Annotated in this window: 20 protein-coding genes and 1 tRNA gene; 6 read left to right on the top strand and 15 right to left on the bottom strand. The window is 48.2% G+C overall.

All coding sequences use genetic code 11. From position 1 onward, the window contains the following. Nucleotides 1-114: 114 nt before the first annotated feature. From flgL to CWI84_RS09445, 13 genes are all read right to left on the bottom strand, one after another. On the bottom strand, nucleotides 115-1,356 hold the full coding sequence (gene flgL / locus CWI84_RS09385; RefSeq protein ID WP_126842340.1) for a flagellar hook-associated protein FlgL: 1,242 nt from the start codon (nucleotides 1,354-1,356) through the stop codon (nucleotides 115-117). Between the two features lies 1 nt (nucleotide 1,357). Beyond that, on the bottom strand, nucleotides 1,358-3,454 hold the full coding sequence (gene flgK, locus CWI84_RS09390; protein WP_126842341.1) for a flagellar hook-associated protein FlgK: 2,097 nt from the start codon (nucleotides 3,452-3,454) through the stop codon (nucleotides 1,358-1,360). Nucleotides 3,455-3,572: 118 nt separating this feature from the next. Next, the gene (flgJ, locus tag CWI84_RS09395; RefSeq protein WP_126842342.1) at nucleotides 3,573-4,514 is read right to left on the bottom strand and encodes a flagellar assembly peptidoglycan hydrolase FlgJ; all 942 of its coding nucleotides are present in this window, start codon (nucleotides 4,512-4,514) and stop codon (nucleotides 3,573-3,575) included. Nucleotides 4,515-4,526: 12 nt separating this feature from the next. Then, on the bottom strand, nucleotides 4,527-5,633 hold the full coding sequence (locus CWI84_RS09400; protein WP_126842343.1) for a flagellar basal body P-ring protein FlgI: 1,107 nt from the start codon (nucleotides 5,631-5,633) through the stop codon (nucleotides 4,527-4,529). 10 nt (nucleotides 5,634-5,643) lie between these two features. Then, the gene (gene flgH, locus CWI84_RS09405) at nucleotides 5,644-6,327 is read right to left on the bottom strand and encodes a flagellar basal body L-ring protein FlgH (protein WP_126842344.1); all 684 of its coding nucleotides are present in this window, start codon (nucleotides 6,325-6,327) and stop codon (nucleotides 5,644-5,646) included. Nucleotides 6,328-6,342: 15 nt separating this feature from the next. Next, nucleotides 6,343-7,131 carry a flagellar basal-body rod protein FlgG gene (gene flgG / locus CWI84_RS09410; RefSeq protein ID WP_126842345.1) on the bottom strand — a complete coding sequence of 263 codons (789 nt, stop codon included), beginning with the start codon at nucleotides 7,129-7,131 and terminating at the stop codon, nucleotides 6,343-6,345. Between the two features lie 15 nt (nucleotides 7,132-7,146). Beyond that, entirely contained in the window at nucleotides 7,147-7,890 is a 744-nt protein-coding gene (gene flgF / locus CWI84_RS09415; protein ID WP_126842379.1) for a flagellar basal-body rod protein FlgF, read from the bottom strand. A gap of 139 nt (nucleotides 7,891-8,029) precedes the next feature. Next, nucleotides 8,030-9,388, bottom strand: coding sequence for a flagellar hook protein FlgE (gene flgE, locus CWI84_RS09420; RefSeq protein ID WP_126842346.1), 1,359 nt, complete (start codon nucleotides 9,386-9,388; stop codon nucleotides 8,030-8,032). A 15-nt stretch (nucleotides 9,389-9,403) separates the two neighbouring features. Continuing rightward, the gene (locus CWI84_RS09425) at nucleotides 9,404-10,081 is read right to left on the bottom strand and encodes a flagellar hook assembly protein FlgD (protein WP_126842347.1); all 678 of its coding nucleotides are present in this window, start codon (nucleotides 10,079-10,081) and stop codon (nucleotides 9,404-9,406) included. A 50-nt stretch (nucleotides 10,082-10,131) separates the two neighbouring features. Beyond that, nucleotides 10,132-10,584 (bottom strand): flagellar basal body rod protein FlgC, encoded by a 453-nt coding sequence (gene flgC, locus CWI84_RS09430; RefSeq protein WP_126842348.1) that lies wholly within the window; start codon nucleotides 10,582-10,584, stop codon nucleotides 10,132-10,134. A 6-nt stretch (nucleotides 10,585-10,590) separates the two neighbouring features. Next, nucleotides 10,591-10,992, bottom strand: coding sequence for a flagellar basal body rod protein FlgB (gene flgB, locus CWI84_RS09435; RefSeq protein WP_126842349.1), 402 nt, complete (start codon nucleotides 10,990-10,992; stop codon nucleotides 10,591-10,593). Nucleotides 10,993-11,058: 66 nt separating this feature from the next. Further along, nucleotides 11,059-11,895, bottom strand: coding sequence for a CheR family methyltransferase (locus tag CWI84_RS09440; protein ID WP_126842350.1), 837 nt, complete (start codon nucleotides 11,893-11,895; stop codon nucleotides 11,059-11,061). 35 nt (nucleotides 11,896-11,930) lie between these two features. Then, nucleotides 11,931-12,869 carry a chemotaxis protein CheV gene (locus tag CWI84_RS09445; protein ID WP_126842351.1) on the bottom strand — a complete coding sequence of 313 codons (939 nt, stop codon included), beginning with the start codon at nucleotides 12,867-12,869 and terminating at the stop codon, nucleotides 11,931-11,933. Between the two features lie 284 nt (nucleotides 12,870-13,153). Between CWI84_RS09445 and flgA the strand changes: the two genes are divergently transcribed. The 6 genes from flgA to CWI84_RS09475 all read left to right on the top strand — a co-directional run bounded on the left by flgA (nucleotide 13,154) and on the right by CWI84_RS09475 (nucleotide 16,621). After that, nucleotides 13,154-13,864 (top strand): flagellar basal body P-ring formation chaperone FlgA, encoded by a 711-nt coding sequence (gene flgA / locus CWI84_RS09450; protein ID WP_126842352.1) that lies wholly within the window; start codon nucleotides 13,154-13,156, stop codon nucleotides 13,862-13,864. 117 nt (nucleotides 13,865-13,981) lie between these two features. Then, nucleotides 13,982-14,302: a flagellar biosynthesis anti-sigma factor FlgM gene (gene flgM, locus CWI84_RS09455; RefSeq protein WP_126842353.1), complete on the top strand. Its 321-nt coding sequence runs from the start codon at nucleotides 13,982-13,984 to the stop codon at nucleotides 14,300-14,302. A gap of 11 nt (nucleotides 14,303-14,313) precedes the next feature. Beyond that, nucleotides 14,314-14,709, top strand: coding sequence for a flagellar export chaperone FlgN (gene flgN, locus CWI84_RS09460; RefSeq protein ID WP_126842354.1), 396 nt, complete (start codon nucleotides 14,314-14,316; stop codon nucleotides 14,707-14,709). Nucleotides 14,710-14,769: 60 nt separating this feature from the next. Next, complete coding sequence (locus CWI84_RS09465) at nucleotides 14,770-15,237, top strand: LPP20 family lipoprotein (RefSeq protein WP_126842355.1); 468 nt, start codon at nucleotides 14,770-14,772, stop codon at nucleotides 15,235-15,237. Between the two features lie 86 nt (nucleotides 15,238-15,323). Further along, entirely contained in the window at nucleotides 15,324-16,532 is a 1,209-nt protein-coding gene (locus tag CWI84_RS09470) for a flagella assembly protein FlgT (RefSeq protein WP_126842356.1), read from the top strand. Nucleotides 16,533-16,544: 12 nt separating this feature from the next. Then, a tRNA-Arg gene (locus CWI84_RS09475) sits at nucleotides 16,545-16,621 on the top strand. A 730-nt stretch (nucleotides 16,622-17,351) separates the two neighbouring features. Here the strand turns inward: CWI84_RS09475 and CWI84_RS09480 are convergent. Together CWI84_RS09480 and CWI84_RS09485 are read right to left on the bottom strand one after the other, a co-directional pair. Further along, nucleotides 17,352-18,323 (bottom strand): IS30 family transposase, encoded by a 972-nt coding sequence (locus tag CWI84_RS09480; RefSeq protein WP_126842357.1) that lies wholly within the window; start codon nucleotides 18,321-18,323, stop codon nucleotides 17,352-17,354. An 841-nt stretch (nucleotides 18,324-19,164) separates the two neighbouring features. Next, complete coding sequence (locus CWI84_RS09485) at nucleotides 19,165-19,485, bottom strand: hypothetical protein (RefSeq protein WP_126842358.1); 321 nt, start codon at nucleotides 19,483-19,485, stop codon at nucleotides 19,165-19,167. Between the last annotated feature and the right edge of the window lie 62 nt (nucleotides 19,486-19,547).

Here is a 19,547-nt window from a genome sequence, read left to right on the forward strand (position 1 = left end):
TCAAATACCCTTTAACCTTTTGTTTAATAAAGAGTTATTTGAATTCCCTATACATTCATCCTTCAAATAATGTATCGGCGGTCATGCCATTTTCTTTAGTAAAAAAAGTCTGTTTTAACGCAAATAATCAAACAACGATAAATTGCTGACACGGCTAAAGGTTGACTGAATGGCTTGCAGTCGAGTTTCGGTTTGCGTGAGGTTACTAATTCCCTCCGCAAGGTCTAGTCCCGCCACATCTTCCATGGTTTGTTGGTCAGCAATGTTCTGCGCACCAATAGCACTTTGAATAGATTCTGCTAAATTCTGGCGGGAACCAATTTTTGAACGCGCTCCCGAGATCTGATTTAGTGCCGATTCTGCATGTTCACCAAAGTCTGCGTTAAACTGCTGAAGTTCATCGGCGCTTTTATTACCAGACATTAATGCCTGCGATAGTGCCCGCAAAGAACTCAATACGTTACCTTTAGGTTCACGGAAGCTAAAATTCACCGATTCACCGACCGCGTTGTTCAAGGTAATTTCTGCACCTTGAAATTGAATCGGCTGACCGTCGGTATAATTACCGGTTGCCACCGACACACCATCTTGGAAAATTTCATAGGTATCTGGCGCGCCTGCGGTAATGTCGATTTGGAAATCGTTGTTACCGTTATCACTCGCCACATAGTTATTATCGTAGAAACTATCGAAGGTATTACGGTCGGTAATTTTCACAGATTCAACCGATGCTGCACCAGTGGTTGTTGGTGCAGTGAATCCAGGGCGTAATTCCGCGCTCTCGAAAACTTCTTGTCCGCTGGTAGACACCGCCAGTTTTAAGCTTTCAGAAACTTGTAGTTCCCGCGAACCGTCGTCGCCACCATAAACGTATTGACCGTAGGGGAACTGCCCAGTGCCGGTGCCAGGTACGAATTGCACCGTCTGTTTATCCCCTTGGAAGCCGGAGAACAAATAGTTACCAAACTCATCTTTGGAATTCATTAAATCAAAGACTTCTTGCTCAATCCCCGCTAACTCAGTTCCTACGGCGTTTTTATCTTGCTCTGACAACGCTCCGCTACCCGCTTGAACTGCCAGTGTCTGCGCACGTTGCAGTGCAGAAGTAATACCTTCAAGCACGGCCTCTTGACGACCCAATGAACTCGTTACCTTGTCCGCGTTCTCGCTGTACTGTTCGTTCAAGGCTACCCGTGCATTAAGTCGAAGCACAGTTGCCGCCCCAGCAGGATCATCTGCTGGCGTTAAAATTTTGGTTTGCTCTTGCAGTTTCTGCTCGTCGGTTACCAGCTGCTGTTGCGTGCGTAATAACCGCTGCAAACTACTATTAAAGATTTGGTTAGTACTGATTCTCATACTATCTCACCGACTGTAGCAGCGTATCGAACACCTGTTGCGCGGTAGTAATAATCCGCGCAGCGGCGGCATACGCCTGTTGATATTGAATTAAATTTGCGGCTTCTTCATCAAGGTTGACCCCAGAAACCGAATCGCGCCAGTTTGTTGATTGCTCCAATAAATTCGCTGAAGCTTCCGAGTCGGCTCGTGCCCGTGCCGTTTTCTGACCAACTAAACTGACTAAATCTGAGTACGCGGCATTGAAGGTTTTGCCATTACTCGCCCCGGGCGCTTGTTGCCCACTACGACGAACCACATTTGCATTTTGCAATTCTGCGAACGCAAGACCGTTTTGGTTATCGGTGTAACCGTCTTGGTTATATTCGATGGTAAATTCATCACCCGTTTGCGGCACACCGCTGATCGAAAACTCAAACCCCGGATCGGTAAATAACCCGGCGGTCACCCCCTGATTCACTACATCATCCAACGATGTCGTAGTGAAGGTCCCCAAGTCAGTATTGCTAGCGTCGTATACACGCACCGTGTATTGGCCAGTCGCTGAGTTGTAGGCATCAATGGTAAAGCGCTCGGGCGCGTTAGCATCAAAGCCATCAGAGGTTACATTCACTGCAGAGGTGGCTGGGTCCGTATTGGTCATTTGCAGACCGCTGATTTCGCCACCGCCTAAGTTGTTGGCGTTCTCGATACCACGTACTGGCGATGCGTAGGCTAAATCTTCAGGGCGAATATTCAACAACTGTGCTTTCGCCGCCGCCTCTTTGTTGGGTCGCAGCACATAGGCATCACCGTCGGCATAGTCCGCAGGTGCTGAATCAAAGGTCATGGTACCGCCCAGTTCAGGACCGAAATCCACGCTTGTTCCAGGGCCAGCCATGGTGACCGTTTGGGTAGAGTTAACCACTGGATTACCAGCGGCATCAGTATTCTGATAGCTACCATCGGGATTCAGCAAATACACATTCACGTTATATTCATTGGGGTTACCGGTTGCTTGCAATTCCACGCGCATATCTTCTTGCACAATATTCTGCGACTGGCCTGGATTCACATCAAAACCCAAGTCACCAGTTCCGGTATTAAAATCGTAGTCATAACCACTAAAACTAAATTGGCTGAAATCAAAAATATCACCGCCAATCTGGCCATCGAGGTCCATTCCTAACTTATTTTGCTGATTAAGTTGGTCTGCCAGCGTCATTACAATTTGGCCCAACTTGGCTTGCGATGGTTCTAATACCTCATCGCGGAAATTTAATAAGCCGCCCAGTTTACCGCCCAAGCGATCATTGTCAGGGAAGGCTTTGAGTTCTTTGCCACCTGGCGCAACAATGGATAGCTGCACTTGATTAAGCTGGTTTACCGGATTGCCGTCGGCGCTAATAACGTTAAAAGCACCGTCTTTCATGACCAAGGCTTCGCCGGTTTTGGTGAACACTAGTGATTCACCGCTTTCGCTTTCAACAACATTGACTGATATCAGTTCAGATAGCTGGCGAATTTTCTCTTCCCGTTGATCTAAAAGTTCTAACGGCTCGGTGCCATCGCCTGTGGTTTTCGAACGCGAGGCGATCGTCTTGTTTAACGTCGAAATATCCTGAATCAGTGAATTTGCATCATCAGCATAGATTCGAATCTGTTCATTGACGGTTTCGGTTTGGTCCAGAACTAACTTGGATAGTGTTCCGGCTCGCTCATTCAATCCACCCAGTTCCGATAAAACCAGATCACGACTGGCTTCGGATGTGGGATTGCTGATCGATTCCTGCAACTGGTTAAAGAAGCTCGTTAGCGACGTCGACAGGCTGTTGGCATTTTCGCTGAGCAAACGGTCAATCACGCTCGCCTGTTGTAAATAGGCTTCATCAAACGCGGCATTGGAGGTATCGCGCAATACCAGTTTGCGCGCAAACATATCGGTGACACGGTCAGTGGTTATACGTCCCACGCCGCCTTGCTCTCGCGCAAAATATTCATTGCGCTGACGCGAATAGCCCGGCGTATTAACATTAGAGATGTTATTACTGGTGGTCTGCAAATTCCGGCTTTGCGTTAAAAGCCCTGAAACCCCAATAGAATATAAGTCACTCGACATCTAATCGCCCCTTCACTACCGCTTTCTGGCACTCAGTTTATTGCTCACTGAGCTGCCGCTAATTGTGGTATCGGCAACTGAGCGGCAAAGTTTAGCCGCTTTTTGCCAATTGCTTCTGTCACTTGCCCGCAACCGCGGGGTTGGCCATGACCTTTCTAATCTTCTGTGCATACTGCGGGTCGGTTGCATAACCCGCATCTTGTAACGCCTCTGCGAACTTATCCGGTTGTTTAGCTACGGCTAATGCCGAGGCGTAGCGCGGATCTTTACGCAAGAAGTCCACATAGTCTTGCAGGCTTTGTTCCACATCGTTATAAGAACGGAACGCCGCCTGCTGTTTTTGGGTAATGCCATCGATATGTTCGAGTGTGGTGACGTGTGAACGGTCACCCTCCCAGCGCGGGTCAGCTTTAATGTTGAACAAGTTATTGCTAGAGCCGCCGTGGCGACCCGGCACAATATGTTTGCCCCAACCAGTTTCCAGTGCTGCCTGAGCAATCAGCGCGTCAGCCGATAGACCATTTTTCTCTGCCACTTTCTCTGCGGCTGGACGCAACGATTCAACAAAAGCTTCAGGGCTGGTAAATTGTTGTGCTTGTCCTGAAATCCGCGCTTGGCTAACCCGCTGGCTGCCATAAAACAATCCCGCATCGGTGGGTCGCGCCACGCTCGCTTGGCGCACATCGCCAAGTTCTGCGCCTGGTCTAATATTGGCGCGCGTATTTTCCACCACTCCGCCTTTGAGCTGCTGCACAATCAGGTCAGCTAAGCCTAACGCTTGGGTGTTGGAAAGCTCTGAGGTCAGTTGCTGATCGCGCATGTCACGATACATGTCGGTGTAGCGGCTGTGCATCGGGTTACCCTGCTCGAACACCGCATTGGCTTTGCGCATGCTACTCATCAGCATGTTCATGAATACCGCTTCAAACTGTTGCGCCGCCTTGCGCAATGCGGCCTCGTCATTTTTGTTGGCAAACGCTTGGCGGCGAAGCTGTTCAAGCCCCTGCCCATCCATGACCGATTGCGCTTGCTGTAATGTCTGCTTGCTGAAACTGTCCATTATCAAGCCATCCTAAATAACGATAAGTTCCCCAGTAATGGCTCCAGCAGCCTTTAATGCTTCCAAAACAGCAATGATATCGCCCGGAGCAGCACCGATAGCGTTCACTGCTGAGACTAAGTCATTGAGGGTGGTGCCCGGTTGAAAAACAAACATCCGCGCATCGTCTTGCTGTACATCAATAATGCTGTTTTGGGTGGCCACGGTATCGCCTTGCGCCAGCGGATTGGGCTGGCTTACATTGACGTTTTCCGCGATGGTCACTTGCATATTGCCATGCGCCACCGCCGCTGGTCGCAACAACACGTTTTGCCCAACTACAATAGTACCGGTACGGCTATTCACGATAATCTTCGCCGCCGCTTCGGCAGGCGTTAAACGCAAGTTTTCCAATGTTGAAAGGTAGCTCACCCGTTGATTTACGTCGCGCGGCGCACGAACCTGTATCGACGTAGAGTCTAGCGCTCGCGCGGTTTCTTCCCCTACTAACTGATTAATACTCTGGGCTACGCGCTTCGCCGTCGTAAAATCGGGTTGGTGCAGGTTAAAAGTCACGTAATCCCCCTGAGCAAACCCCGTAGGAACAGACCGTTCAACCATTGCTCCATCTGGAATTCGTCCGACCGTTGGAGTGTTGATGACAATTTTTGAGCCGTCGTCGCCTTCAGCCCCTAGCCCACCGACAATCAAACTACCCTGGGCAATGGCATACACTTCGCCATCAACACCGCGTAGGAAGGTTTGTAACAGCGTACCGCCTGTCAGGCTGTCGGCACTTCCCACTGACGACACAGTTACGTCAATTTTCTGTCCCGGCTTGGCAAACGCCGGAATAGTCGCGCTTACCGCCACCGCCGCGACGTTATTAATTTTCGGGCGTTGGTTCGGTGGAATATTGATCCCGAAGTTGCCGAGCATGGTGCGGAAGGTTTGGTCGGTAAAGGGGGTTTGTTCACCGGTGCCGGGTAAACCGACGACAAGACCATAGCCAATAAGCTGGTTTTCGCGAATCCCCTGAATGTCAGCTAAATCCTTTATCCGCACAGTCTGTTGTGCTGCAGCGGACTGCAACAACAAAGCAAAAACCGCGAACACTGCAGAAACTACTCGAAATTTCATTATCGCTCTCCTAGAACGGCCAGATAGGGCTATTAAAGAATCGGGTTAACCAGCCCTGCTCTTGCACCTGTGCCAACGCTCCCGTGCCACTGTATTCAATCCGGGCATTCGCCACTCGGGTAGAGGGAATAACGTTGTCAGCGGTGACGTCTTGCGAGCGAATAATGCCGGTCAAACGAATAAATTCGTCACCGGTATTAATCCGCATCCACTTCTCACCACGCACTATCAAGTTGCCATTAGGCAGCACTTTAATCACGGTTACTGTGATGTCACCGATCAACGAGTTACTTTGGTCGGCAGCACCATCGCCTGCCGACGTTCGGCTACCGCCGAAATCCGCCGACAATGGATTGCCGCCGACGGTCACTGGACGACCAAACAACGTTGGCGTGGGTAACTGCACACTACTGTCTTTTGTTGTTTCCATAGTGGCCGATTTACTTGCCGTAGTTTGCTCTTGCAGTTGCACAGTAATAATGTCGCCCACTCGACGCGCCTTTATATCGGAATACAGGTTGTCGGAATATTGGTCGCTATAAATCGACCCCGTGGGCCGAATCGGCATAGGCCGTTCTTCGGGCACCACTGGCGCATAATAGGGATCATCAGGCATTGGCTGATAAGGGCGCGAAGCGCACCCGGCGAGTGTTAAAACGGCCAACACTAAGCTGATATTCGATAATTTAGCCATGCCTTAACCCCTTACTTATAGCTGCTGACTAAGGTAGCCAAGCATCTCGTCCACCGACGAAATCACTTTTGAGTTCATTTCATAAGCACGCTGGCTTTCAATCAGGTTCACCAACTCTTCGGTAACGTTCACGTTAGAGGTCTCAAGCGCGCCCTGTACCGTAGTACCCATGCCATCAACACCAGGAACCGCCTCTTGCGGTGCACCACTGACCGCTGTCTCTTGGTACAAGTTCTGGCCAATCGGTTCTAACCCGGCTGGGTTGATAAAGCTGGCGAGGTTCAATTGGCCAACAATGGCGTTATCGGCATTACCTGGCTGGGTAACGGTCACTTCGCCTTCTTGGGAAATACTGATAGACGTCGCATCCTCAGGAATCTGAATGGCCGGTTCTACTGGGAAGCCTGCACCTGAGGTCACTAACTGGCCTTCTTCGTTTAACGAAAACTGGCCGTTGCGAGTGTAAGAAAGCGTGCCGTCAGGCATTAGCACTTGGAAAAAGCCCTTGCCATCAATCATCACATCCAACGAATTATCGGTGGTCTGCACATTACCTTGAGTGTGACTTTTTTGCGTCGCTACCACTTTAGTACCGGCACCTAACATCAAGCCATTTGGCATTTCTGAGTCTTGCGCAGATTGGCCGCCGGGTTGGTTAATGTTTTGGTACAACAAGCTTTCAAAAATCGCTCGGCTTTTCTTAAAGCCAATGGTGCTCGCGTTAGCCAAATTATTAGAAATCACTGAGATATCGCGTTGTTGCGCATCTAGTCCTGTTTTAGATATCCATAGTGCCGGATTCATAGTGTATTCTCCTCACTAACCGAGCCGCATCAGCGATTCTGAACGCTGCGCATTTTCTTCGGCGGTTTTCATCATCTTCACGTTCATCTCGTACTGCCGTTGCAGTGCGATCATGTGCGTCATTTCTTCCACGGTATTGACGTTACTGCCTTCAAGTGCACCTATTTCTAACGTCACCCCTGCATCAGCCAGTGCTGGCTGACCGTCTTTGGTTTGGAACAGACCCGAGTTGGTCTTTTCCAAGTTATTCAATGGCGGGTTAACCAACTTCAACCGATCAACGACTTGCATAGCATTAGCTGGCGCGCCTTGCGGTCGTACCATAATGTTGCCATTTTCGCCGATGGCTAATTTTTCAACGGGGATAGGAATAACAATCGGCCCTGCTTCACCTTGCACTGGATGGCCTGATGCGGTCGTCAATAACCCGGCATTAGAAACGTGCAAGTTGCCGTTGCGGGTATAGCGTTCATTGCCATTTTGATCTTGCACGGCAAGCCAGCCTTGGCCTTTAATCGCCACGTCAAGATCTCGACCGGTGGTTCTGATGGCACCCTCGGCAAAGTTTTGCCCTGGACTCTCGGTCATCGCAAATACCCGGGTAGGAAGTCCTTCACCGTAGGCTTGCATTGAACGAGCTTGCTCCAGCTCAGCGCGAAAGCCGGTGGTATTGGCGTTGGCTAAGTTGTTCGCACGCACGGCTACCGCGTTCATGTTCTCTTTGGCGCCGCTCATCGCGATATACAGCATCTTGTCCATCATTCACTCCAGACAAAAAAATGTCGTTTAAGAATCTATCTGAAACAAATGCAAGGGGTATGCCAAAAACAAGATATAAGAAAAAAGAAAAGGGCGCCGAAGCGCCCCCGATCCGCGTTAATTGAGGAGGAGTCTATTATTAACGGATCTGTAAAATGGTCTGCTGCAGGGTGTTGTTAACTTCTAACGAACGCGAGTTCGCTTGGAAGTTGCGCTGAGCAGAGATTAAGTCCACTAACTCTTTGGTAAGATTCACGTTGGAATTTTCCAATGCCGACGCTTCAATACTGCCGTAGGTACCGGTATTTGCTTGACCCGCCAAAGGCTCACCAGAGTCAATACTTTGCCGCCACTGGGTGCCGCCAATTTGGGTTAACCCTTGCTCATTCGCGAAGCGTACCAAGGCCACTTGCCCTAAGTAGCGCACATCACCGTTTGAGTAAGTCGCCGCAACCAAACCTGATTTATCGATATCAACGTTGGTTAAACGCCCAACCGTTGTACCATCTTGGTCTAGCGTGGTGACCTCAAAGTCCGACGCGAACTGCGTAGGAGGGGTCGTGCCAGTGCGGTCCTGGAAGTTAAACTGAATAGTTTGCGTAGCATCAGCACCGTTTTCTAAATATGGGGTTCCCGTTGGGTCGTTACCCGCTAGAACAAATGATACCGGGGGAAACGTCACATTTGGTGCAGCAACATTCGGTGTACCATCGGGGTTAAACTGAATACGGCGTCCTACACTGCCAGCTACAGACGTCGCACCACCATTGGCATTTGCTGCGGTTCCCATATCGATTTCTTTACCGTCAAACGTCGCGTAGATGTCCCAAGTATTCGGCGCACGTTTAACATAATAAGTGGTCAAAATGTGGGATTCACCCAGAGAATCGTATACCGTTGATGAAGTAGACGAGTTATAACTTGATGGTGCATTTGGATCGAAATTGGACCCGCCCGCACCATTATCCGGAATAGGTGATAAGCGGGCATCTACGTTAAAGCTCGTGTAAATATTCTGCGTGCTTTGTGGCGCACCAGCAACATCCGGAATTCGAATCGGCTGTGTGGTTGCCAAGCTGGTCGAAGAAGTTGAACCACTGTTTGGGTCAACCTGATAGCCCTGCAAAAAATTGCCTTGGTTATCGACAATAAAGTTGCCATTATTTAATTTAAAAGCACCAGAACGGGTATAGGTCATATCACGAGAGGCTAAATCGTCAGTGGTGGCAAAAAAGCCATTGCCGCTGATTGCCATATCCAAGGCATTTTCCGTAAAATCGAGCGTACCTTGCGAAAACTGTTGGGCTACCGCAGAAGTTAAAACACCGTCACCCACTTTTGTATTACCCGCATTAAAAATGCTTGTCGCATAAACATCAGCAAATTCAGCGCGTGACTCTTTAAAGCCAGTAGTTTTAACGTTAGCGATATTATTCGCGGTCACGTCTAAGTCTTTCTGAGACGCGTTGATTCCGCTTAGTGCAATATTAAATGACATAAGTCACCTCACTTATTAGCTAATCTCGGTTACATCGGACAAGCCAACGCCACCTAGACCTTTCAGATTCAATACAATGCCTTGACCATTACCCATGCTCACGCTCTGTACGCGGGCATTCATTTGTAAAGGCATTTCTTCATTCGTTCCGCCGATTTGGCCAGAAGCGGTAAATTGGTATTTGCCGGCCGGCACAGGATTGCCGCTCGCATCCAAACCGTCCCAGCTAAACTCCGTCATTCCCGCAGTGACATCACCTAACGAGAAGCTATCAACCACTTCGCCAACCTCGTTTTTTACCGTGATCTTCACATTTTGCGCGCTTTGGCCGGTGGCGATGGCGCCGTTAGCCGGCCCTGAGCCATCTACATAGGCTTTACTGGTTGGTACTAGAACATCTCGACCTACCAGAGTTGAAGCTTGTAACGCTTGGTTCGAGGTCATACTCTCAGCAAATTGGGTAAACTGGGTGGACAAATTACTGATCCCCTCAGCCATACTAAAGCTGGTCATCTGCGCAATCATCTGGTCGTTATCAACCGGCTTGCTCGGATCCTGCATGTTTAGCTGCTCGGTCAACAGCTTGAAGAAGTCTTCCTGCTCCAACTTCTGGTCAGCAGACCCCGCTTTCGCAGTCTCTTCTTTCTTCCAGTACATGTCCTGGATGGCTGAGTTGTTGTTTACGTTATCCATCTATCTCTCTCCAACAGGCCAAGATATTTCGGCCAATTAGCTACCTTGTCCTAGCTACCTTGTCCTAATCTAAGCAAACGCTGTACCATGTTTTTCGCAGTGTCTGCGACTTGGACATTTGTTTGGTAGGAACGCGACGCCGAAATCATGTTCGCCATCTCCTCTATGGTGTTCACGTTAGAGCGGTATATATAGCCGTTCGCGTCTGCCATGGGGTGGTTCGGTGCATACTCAACAGTAAGCGGTTTTTGGCTTTCGACAATACCTAAAACTTGTACACCTTGAGCCTCACCTAAGCGGTTATAGGAACCATCTTTGCCGTCTAAAGCGGCTTGAGCTTGCCGCATTGCCGTAGCAAACACTGGACTTCTAGCACGGTAGGTTTCCCCTGCACTGCTGCTCACCGAGTTTGCATTCGCCAAATTACTCGCGGTGGTATTCAAGCGCACGGACTGTGCGCTCATCGCCGAACCGGAAACATCAAAGATTTTAAATAAGCTCATGACTCATTAACTCCCAGAACCTAGCGCTTTTTTCACCGCACCAATCCGACCATCAAGGAATCCCATGGTCATTTGATACTCCAAAGCGTTCTGCATATAGAGGTTTTGCTCCAACTGGACGTCGACAGTATTACCGTCTCCAGTATCCGGTTGTGTCGGAATGCGATACATTTCTTCGCCTTGCGGTTTTATATCAACAGCAAAATGACGCTCGTGAGTGCGCGCAAGATGAAAGCCGTCCATACCACGCTGCGCTTGTTGCAGTGCCTGCTGGAAATTTAAGCCTTTAGCTTTAAAGCCAGGGGTATCGGCGTTAGCAATGTTGTTGGCAATGGTTTCAGCACGCTGACTGCGCACACCGAGGGTGTATTGCTGAATGCCCATGACCTTGTCCATCGAAATAGCCATTTTTTTGTCTCCAGAAAAATGCTTTTCGAAACTTTTGCAAGGTATGTGCCAATTTCTTAGGTGAGGTTAATTTTTCTTCTGATAAATGATGCCGGGGTTGCAGCGGATCATCTGAAAGTCTTCGGTTAATCCAGAGATGGATTCCGAGGCGCCTAAAAATAGGTAACCGTCTGGCGTTAGCGACTGGCGGAATTGGGCAATGATTTTCCGTTTTACTTCTGGGGCAAAGTAAATCAGTACGTTACGGCAAAAAATAATATCGAACTTACCTAACAATGAATAACTGTCCAACAAATTAAGGTGACGGAACTGGACCAGGTTGCGTACAGGCGGTTTTAATTTCATCGAGCCTGGCTTTTCCGCCTCTTCAAAAAACTGGCTGCGACGCTCTTGCGACAAACCACGTGCCAACGACAAGCTATCGTACTCGGCCTTGGCACACTGCTCTAAGACTTTATTAGAGATATCCGTCGCGGTAATTGAAATGCCTGCACTTAACGCGCCAGGGTTCTTTGCTTTGTATTCGAGAAAGGTCATGGCGATAGAGTACGGTTCTTGGCCGGTAGAACTTGCCGCCGACCAAATTTTCAACGGCGTGCGTGAGTTTTTGTACTCAGGAAAGATCTTATCGCGCAGTAACTCGAATGGATAAGTATCGCGGAACCACAGTGTTTCGTTGGTCGTCATGGCATCAATCACCGCCGCGCGCAAGGCACGCTCGTGAATCTGCATAGAACGCTTCACCAATTCCGATAAGGTTTCGACGTCAAACTTCGCCATTAATGGCGCGAGTCGGCTTTTCACCAGATACATTTTACTCTCGCCCAGCACAATACCGCACTGGCGCTCGAGAAACTGCCGAAAAACATCGTATTCTTGTTGACCGAGTTCGCGTTCTGACACTATATCCGCACTACTCTTATTGGGTGATTCGTCAATTAAACGTCTTCTACAACGTCATTAAGCCATTTTTTTACCGCTGTGGCTAACTCATCGGGATGAAATTTTGCAATAAAATCATCCGCTCCCACTTTTTTTACCATGGCTTGGTTAAACACGCCACTTAACGACGTATGCAAAATCACGTGAATTTTTTGCAGGTCAGGATCGGCTTTCATTTCCGCGGTTAAGGTGTAACCATCCATCACAGGCATTTCGACGTCAGACACAATGACGGGCACATGAGGGTGTACCGGTCCATCCACTTCTTTGGCTTTACCCTTTAACCAGTCCAACGCTTCTTTACCGTTTTTGAACACTTCCAGTGGAATATCTAATGATTGCAGTGCGCGTTTTATTTGGTTACGCGCCACGGAAGAATCGTCGGTAATCAGAATGGAAATGTTTTCTTTATTTACGGTAACCGGCTGATTCGCAACTTCTTCACTGACATCGGTATTTACCGGCATAATGTCCGCCAGAATCCGCTCCACGTCGATGATTTCGACCAACTCGTTATCGATTTCTGTGACCGCTGTTAAGTAGGCATCTCTACCAGCACCTTTCGGTGGTGGCATGATGTCTTCCCAGTTAACGTTGATGATACGTTCCACGCCGCCGACCAAGAAGCCCTGCACGGTACGGTTATACTCAGCAATAATGATAAAACGGTTGTTGATGTCAGTAATTGCGGGTCCGCCGGTTGCCAGGCTTAAATCGATGATTGAAATCGCTTGGCCACGAATATGGGCAACGCCCCGAACCAAACGGTTGCGCTGCGGCATGGCAGTGAGTTTTGGACACTGGAGTACCTCACGAACTTTGAACACGTTAATGCCAAAGCGTTGTTTGCCGCTTAAGCGGAATAACAGCAGCTCCAGTCGGTTTTGCCCCACCATTTGGGTGCGCTGATTGACTGAGTCGAGAATACTCGCCATCGAAAACTCCTTGTAAACTCACAAACAGGCATAAGGCTTGCATCATCCCTCTTAATTCAGGGTCGTGCCTGTTTATTGAAACGCTTGCTTTTATTGGCTTACAGCACCATTGCTGTGGTCCTGTAGCGATAAGCAAAGCTGGAAAACAGAGTATAGCTAATTTTTGCCAATCACAACTGTCGATTTATTGACGCGACAGAAACGGTGGCGGCTGACTCTTATTTCGGCGCGGCGAAGAAAAACCTTAGACCACTCTGTGATGATTAATGGAAAAGGATAATACTATGTCTCTGCGCAATTTGCTGGTTTTCATCGTAGCGACAACGATATTTTTGCCTGCGGCGAGCGCAGCCGAAGCCGTCAAACAGCGGCGCTTTGACTATAAAAGCTTACAACAGCGAGCAGCCGATTTTGTTCAACAGCAAGTTACGGCGCCAGAAAACGGACGCATCGAAGTCATCGCCTCGGGTTTAGACCCGCGCATGCAGCCCAAGCTGTGTGCCAACGATTTACAATTGAGTATTGCAGGGAACAACGAGCTGGATAGTTATTCCACCGTGGAGATCCGCTGCGAGGGGCAACAGCTTTGGCGTACCTATGTACCGGTCCGCATTTATGAATACCGCCAGGTGATCACCGCAGCAGGTAGCATGATGAATGAACACGTGATTTCAGCGGGCGATTTGCAATTGCGTGAAGTGAATGTGAATAACTTGCGTAGCCAGTATTATACTGAGCCCGACCAGCTTATCGGGGCACGAATTAAACGCCGCGTTTCTGCGGGCGACGTGATCAGCGCCCGCGATACCTGTTTGGTTTGCGAGGGCGAAGCGGTTACAATTACTGCAACAAGTGGTAATCTTACCATTACCGCTACCGGAGTTGCCCTAGCCGATGGACTACAGGGAGAAGCTGTCACGGTACGTAACCAACGCTCAAACAAAGCGTTGCAAGCGCATGTTTCAGGACTCAATGAAGTAAAAGTAGGAAATTAACTTTATATAATTCAATAAGTTGTAAAAAAGCGGCAATTTTTTTCCGTTTTTACTAAAGTTCTGCCACAGCGCGCCGATAGAAAGGCTGGGTCAATAAAAAGAGCGAGGCAAATCATTATGCCAATTAATATTACTAACAATGGTGTGAAAAATACCACCGTTGATACCAAACAAAGCACACGTAAAGAAGACGTTGCTGAGAAATCTTCAAGCGCCGTTGCTGGTAAACCGAACGACGCAGTGTCGATTACTGACGAAGCGCAACAACTGCAATCGCTGCAAGCAAAAGCGAAAAACAGCAGTGGCGTTGACCAAACCAAAATCGACCAGATTAAACAAGCCATCGAGAATGGTTCATACAAAATTGATGTGGAACGCTTAGCGGCTAAATTAGCGAAGTTTGAGTCGGACTTATTCGACCCGCAAAGCGAAAGCTAATCCCCTAGCGTATGACCCACTCGCTCGATACGTTATTAGATGATCTCTGCACAGCCTTAATTGACTTACAGGCTGTGCAAAGTCGTGAACTAGAAGCGGTAGTGCAGCACCAGCACAAACAAGTCGCCGCCCTAGCTGCAGAAAAAGCCTCTCTCACCGATAAAATTCAAGCACTCGATAACCAAGTGGCGCAACACTTTACCCAACAGAGCGTGAAAGACGACCCCGCGTTGCAAGGCAAAGTAAACCGCGCACAAGAATTGTTGGATACCTGCAAGCAGCAGAATGCCGTAAACGAACAAGTCGTGAACACCACCTTGAATAATATCGAACAGCTAAAACAACAAATCCTCAAATCGGCTCGTGGCGATACCATGACCTACGACAGCCAAGGTAAATTCCGTTAAAGATTTCCGCTCTGCCGCCGTTATAAAGCTATACAAAGTAAGCGTTATTTAGGAGCGGCTATGCGACGCCTTGCATACAAACTGGCACTGATTGGCATGATGGCAATGCTGTCTGGCTGTAGCACATTCTACGACCAGCAATATGTAGAGTGGGAAACGCAAACGCCTGATCAATTTCCTGTGCTAACCGCTGTCGGTTATGCCCCAATCGCCAAACAACCCGGCGACAGTGACTCAGAAAAAATGCTGGCGGCGATGCGCGCATCGAAACTCGCCGCTTACCGTGAACTGGCTGAACAAGTGTATGGGCAACGGATTAACGGTAACAGCGCAGTGTCCGACTGGGCGCTGCAGTCCGACAGTTATGAAACCTCGATTGACGGCGTCATCCGCGGTGCTGAGGTGGTGAAAACCTATTCCGTCGGCGAGTTCTATGCCACCGAACTGAAACTCGACTTTGCTCGAGTTCACCGCTTGTACGAGAGCATCAGTCGCCCTCAGAAAATCAAAAATGTGACGTATTACTAAAACAAGCGACTAAATCAAGCACTGGCAAATATCTTGCATAACCGTGAAGCAGTAGATGTTTCACGGTTTTTTTGACGGACTTGATCATGCGAAGCTTAGTTGCGCTAGTAATTGTTACCCTCGCTGGGCTTTCCAGCCTATATGCCAGCCCCGCCTCCGCGCGCTGGGTTGAAGCCCATGGCAGTGCTCGGATCATTAACGGCGACTTCCAAGCGGCACGGCAAAAAGCCATAGAAAATGCCCTCCAGCAAGCGCTGGTGTTGTCCGGTGGTAACCTTCAAAGCATGCAAAAAGTGGTTGATGGTGTACTACAACAACCGCAAACGGCGTGGCGCAGCGACGGTGATATCGATCAAGTCTCCATTGTTCGTGAACAAACCCGTGGCGGCCGCGTTGAAGTCACTATTCGCGCCGATATCTGGCTGCGCAGTAAACAATGCAAAGAAGCCAGCTATAAAAAGTCTTTAGTGGTCGTACCGTTCGAATTGAACGACCGTCAACAAGCCCGTTACGGCCAAATCTGGACGATTGGCGAAGTCAGTGCTGAACGCTTTGCCCGGGAAATGGGCTCGACCCACGATAGCCTTTATGTGTCACACACCCTGCAGCAACCGGCCGGCATGCAACAAGCGCTGCGCCAAATTAACCTTGAACAGCTCGGTGAGATAGCTCGCGAGCTAGGCCGTGCAAACGATTCTCAGTTTGTATTAATGGGCTTTTTTGACGACCTGTCTATGACCCAGCAAGGCACCACTGGCTGGTGGTTTTGGGGCAATACCCGCGGTCAACGCCACTTTGCACTGACGCTTTATTTACTCGATGCCTATAGCGGCGAAGTGATTACTCGGGCCCGCGTAGAAGACGATCAACCCTGGACCTTCGAGCGCAATGCTAGCGTGGATGTGGGTGCGGATTACTTTTGGAAAGAACCGTTCGGCATGTCCTTACAGCAGGGTTTAGATGACTTAAGCCAAGGCATTGCCGCTAAACTCCGTTGTGAAGATATTCGCGGGCGTATCGTGCGTACCGACGACAACAGCATTCAAATCAATTTAGGTCGAGTACACGGTGTAAAACCGGGCGACACCCTAACGGTCGTGCACGAAGCCAACTTTATTGATGATCAAGGCCAGTTCCGGCAAAAGTGGAACATCACCGCTAGCCAAGTAAAAGTGACTCAGGTGACCCACCAGACCGCGACTGCGACCCTGCCGGATGACGACTACCTAGGCAATATCCAAGTGAATGACTGGGTGATCCCGGCTTCATCTTCTGGCATAATTTCGCCTCGCTAATGCGTGAGACGCGTCCTCGTAGCTCAGTTGGATAGAGCATTCGCCTCCTAAGTGAAAGGTCGCAGGTTCGACTCCTGCCGGGGACGCCAGTGAACTCAGCTGAGAGGTGCGCGCCAGAGGCAAATCTATTGATTCAAACACAATAGAGCTAATCAATAAGCTCAAGCAATTTTACGCTACCATGAGTTTTAATGGTAACTCGACAATAATCCACATCAATATGCAAGTTGCGACACTCACAAAATCCTGCCTATCTTATATTTACAGTTGAAAGGCGAGTGCCGCATAACTCACATTCATAGTATAGGCTTTCGCCTATCGGGAAACCTTTTGATTCATCAAAATAAATTTCTACAAATTTCATTCCGTTTTAAAAAGGGGGCTAATACAGGCGCGTCGATTACTCTGCTTTTACTCCTAACCTCTTTTACAATCTCATCAATACTAACCATATCAATTCTTCTCTTTTAGATAACCATTATCAATATCCCCCTATCGCGCAAATTTGGTAAAATTTGTTTGCCTTTACTAACGGCTGGAGCGTAAATGTCGCAGCGCGGCGTTTATCTGACCGTTTTCGCGCTACTCAAAAGTGCTGCTTAAAATGGGGGGATTACAGTTTAAATTTCAAAAGAATTCTTTGATATTACAAGCTATACCACTGCTCTTTTCGGTGCGAGTCTCATAGTCAAAAATTGATTAAATTATCAATATGTTACAATTTTAAATTTTCCAGAATCTCTTTTACTGACTCATCAGTCAGCTCCACTTTTTTAAGAATAGAACGGACCTTTCCAGTATTTTTATTCCTAGATTCAACTAATAACTGCAACACTCGCTCATAGCCTGTTGCAATTGCTCTTTAAAAATTATGTCTGGCTGAATAAACCCCAAAGTTTTCCTGGGTCTTAAATTCAAACGCTGTTGATATTTAGCCATCAGTTTGTTGGTTACAGTGCGTAAGTCAGTGCCTTTTGGCACGTATTGACGCAATAACCCGTTCGCATTTTCGTTCGCGCCCCGCTGATATGAAGCATACGGATCCGCAAAATAAACGTCGGTATCGAGCTCTTCTGCAATTCGCTCGTGGTCTGCGAATTCTAAACCATTATCGGCCGTGATGCTGTGAACCAACGCCTTAAAAGGCTGCAGCATTTCTATAGTGGCGTCAGCAACGGCATCAGCGTGTTTGCTTGTGACTTTTTTCACAAGGTAAAAACGGCTTTTACGCTCTAACAGCGTGACAATAGCACCGGTTCCACGCTTGCCGATAACAGTGTCGATTTCCCAGTCGCCGTAGCGTTCCCGGTCATCAATAATTGCTGGCCGGTCGTGTATCGAGCGACGCCCTAAAATCCGACCTCGTTGCTTATGCAGGCGCTTTTTATAGCGTCTTAACCGGTGGCGAAGGTGAGTAAATAAACCACCGCCGCCGTGAAAATCAGCCAGAACATATTTGTAAATCCACTCGTGACTGACTGGATAGCCTATTCGCGTGCAGACAGCCGATACCTGCTCCGGGCTCCAGTCCATCTCGAGCATAAGCTCTACAGCGTTGCGAGTATTCTCGCAAACCCGTTTGGGCTTTGGCTTGGAGCGCCGTTTTAACGTGCGCTCTTGAGCTTTTTGAGGGTCATAAGACCCGCATAAATTGTTGTTACGTCGCAACTCTCGATGGACGGTCGAGGGCGCAATGTTCAGCTTTCTTGCAATCTCTCGTTGTGAAAATTCTTCTGAGAGCAACGCAGAAATCTGGTATCGTTGCCCCTCGGTCAGCTGCCGATAACTCATGTTGGAACTCACTTTTTTTGGTCGAAAAGTAAGACTACCACATGTTGGTAGCTGACCTCCTTCCGACCTATCCCATTACATGAGTGTTGCGGTTATTATCTGAATTCAGGATTCTCAACGGCTTCATCGAATTCATTGAGCAATCCGCTCACATAAAGACGCTCATTTACTGTCATACCTGAATATTTATTTTCCATCGGTTTAACCTAAGGTTTAATTACTAAAAAATCAGTTATACTTACGTTTTTTGGGTCAATTACAAATTCTGGAAGGCCACCTTTATTTCCATTTAACGGAAGTGCAGACCTTGACTTAATAATATCTGAAAGCTTAGCCTCACCTTTAATAAGAAAGTCAGCCGTATTTGTTGATCCGCTCGTTCCGCCAGATGGCAAGCCGGCGGCATCTCTAAAGTTACTCACTGTCTGAGGATCTGCAGTTGTCCACGAAAACCCTTGTGCTCTCGCATCTCCACCAAAAACTCGAAAAATATCAACGTTGTCATTTTAGCTCTTAACAGCATACCTTGCATTATCAGCTTTACTGTACAAGTCCAGCTCCCCCTCGATTTTCGTACTTTCATTTACAGTGGACGTCTCCGAACCTTTCTCTTTGACCAGTAGATTCTTCAGTTTTTGGTAAATCGGCCTTATGACTTCGTTACCGCCTTCTACAATGTCCTTACTCGCCGTAATAACCAGCTTACGCGTTGCAACCGGTAAACCTGCCATACCTAGCGCATCGGATAGCGCCGTTATTAATCTGAAAGACTCAACTCCCTCTTCCTGTGAAGCCAAGATTTAGATTGTCTTCTAATTACGCTTACATGCGAACAGGGCTGTTACCAGTCGCCAATAAAAAGTATCCCCAAAAAAGCAATCACAGCCATTACAAAGATGCAGGTGCGGCCTACTTGACCTTTTATATTCTCTACTTCGAACTCCACATTTAAAGGATTCATAGGAATCGTCCTATTAAATAAGTAATTCCAAATAACTATCAATGGATAGAGTCCAATTAGTTGAAGTATCCCACCCACATGAAAAACAACGTATTTCAAATACGACAAAATAAGCCATAAAACCCAGGCAACAATAACCACTGAAACCCTAACTCCAAAAGACATCCATTTATCCGGCCAAATAAGATCACTCGCTTTCATTGTCATCCTTATTGATCAAATTATTTGCACCCTCTGACCTTTCCCCAAAAGCAAAGCAGATT

Source organism: Idiomarina tyrosinivorans, from assembly GCF_003987475.1.
Taxonomy (GTDB): Bacteria; Pseudomonadota; Gammaproteobacteria; order Enterobacterales; family Alteromonadaceae; genus Idiomarina; species Idiomarina tyrosinivorans.

Excerpts from the sequence above, each read along its gene's own strand:
- flgB (WP_126842349.1), bottom strand. The coding sequence starts at position 10,992 with ATGGCTATTTCGATGGACAAGGTCATGGGCATTCAGCAATACACCCTC.
- flgH (WP_126842344.1), bottom strand. The coding sequence starts at position 6,327 with ATGGCTAAATTATCGAATATCAGCTTAGTGTTGGCCGTTTTAACACTC.
- CWI84_RS09445 (WP_126842351.1), bottom strand. The coding sequence starts at position 12,869 with ATGGCGAGTATTCTCGACTCAGTCAATCAGCGCACCCAAATGGTGGGG.
- flgK (WP_126842341.1), bottom strand. The coding sequence starts at position 3,454 with ATGTCGAGTGACTTATATTCTATTGGGGTTTCAGGGCTTTTAACGCAA.
- CWI84_RS09480 (WP_126842357.1), bottom strand. The coding sequence starts at position 18,323 with ATGAGTTATCGGCAGCTGACCGAGGGGCAACGATACCAGATTTCTGCG.
- CWI84_RS09425 (WP_126842347.1), bottom strand. The coding sequence starts at position 10,081 with ATGGATAACGTAAACAACAACTCAGCCATCCAGGACATGTACTGGAAG.
- CWI84_RS09465 (WP_126842355.1), top strand. The coding sequence starts at position 14,770 with ATGCGACGCCTTGCATACAAACTGGCACTGATTGGCATGATGGCAATG.
- flgG (WP_126842345.1), bottom strand. The coding sequence starts at position 7,131 with ATGAATCCGGCACTATGGATATCTAAAACAGGACTAGATGCGCAACAA.
- flgC (WP_126842348.1), bottom strand. The coding sequence starts at position 10,584 with ATGAGCTTATTTAAAATCTTTGATGTTTCCGGTTCGGCGATGAGCGCA.
- flgA (WP_126842352.1), top strand. The coding sequence starts at position 13,154 with ATGTCTCTGCGCAATTTGCTGGTTTTCATCGTAGCGACAACGATATTT.
- flgN (WP_126842354.1), top strand. The coding sequence starts at position 14,314 with ATGACCCACTCGCTCGATACGTTATTAGATGATCTCTGCACAGCCTTA.
- CWI84_RS09470 (WP_126842356.1), top strand. The coding sequence starts at position 15,324 with ATGCGAAGCTTAGTTGCGCTAGTAATTGTTACCCTCGCTGGGCTTTCC.
- flgM (WP_126842353.1), top strand. The coding sequence starts at position 13,982 with ATGCCAATTAATATTACTAACAATGGTGTGAAAAATACCACCGTTGAT.
- flgE (WP_126842346.1), bottom strand. The coding sequence starts at position 9,388 with ATGTCATTTAATATTGCACTAAGCGGAATCAACGCGTCTCAGAAAGAC.
- flgJ (WP_126842342.1), bottom strand. The coding sequence starts at position 4,514 with ATGGACAGTTTCAGCAAGCAGACATTACAGCAAGCGCAATCGGTCATG.
- flgL (WP_126842340.1), bottom strand. The coding sequence starts at position 1,356 with ATGAGAATCAGTACTAACCAAATCTTTAATAGTAGTTTGCAGCGGTTA.
- CWI84_RS09400 (WP_126842343.1), bottom strand. The coding sequence starts at position 5,633 with ATGAAATTTCGAGTAGTTTCTGCAGTGTTCGCGGTTTTTGCTTTGTTG.
- flgF (WP_126842379.1), bottom strand. The coding sequence starts at position 7,890 with ATGGACAAGATGCTGTATATCGCGATGAGCGGCGCCAAAGAGAACATG.
- CWI84_RS09485 (WP_126842358.1), bottom strand. The coding sequence starts at position 19,485 with ATGAAAGCGAGTGATCTTATTTGGCCGGATAAATGGATGTCTTTTGGA.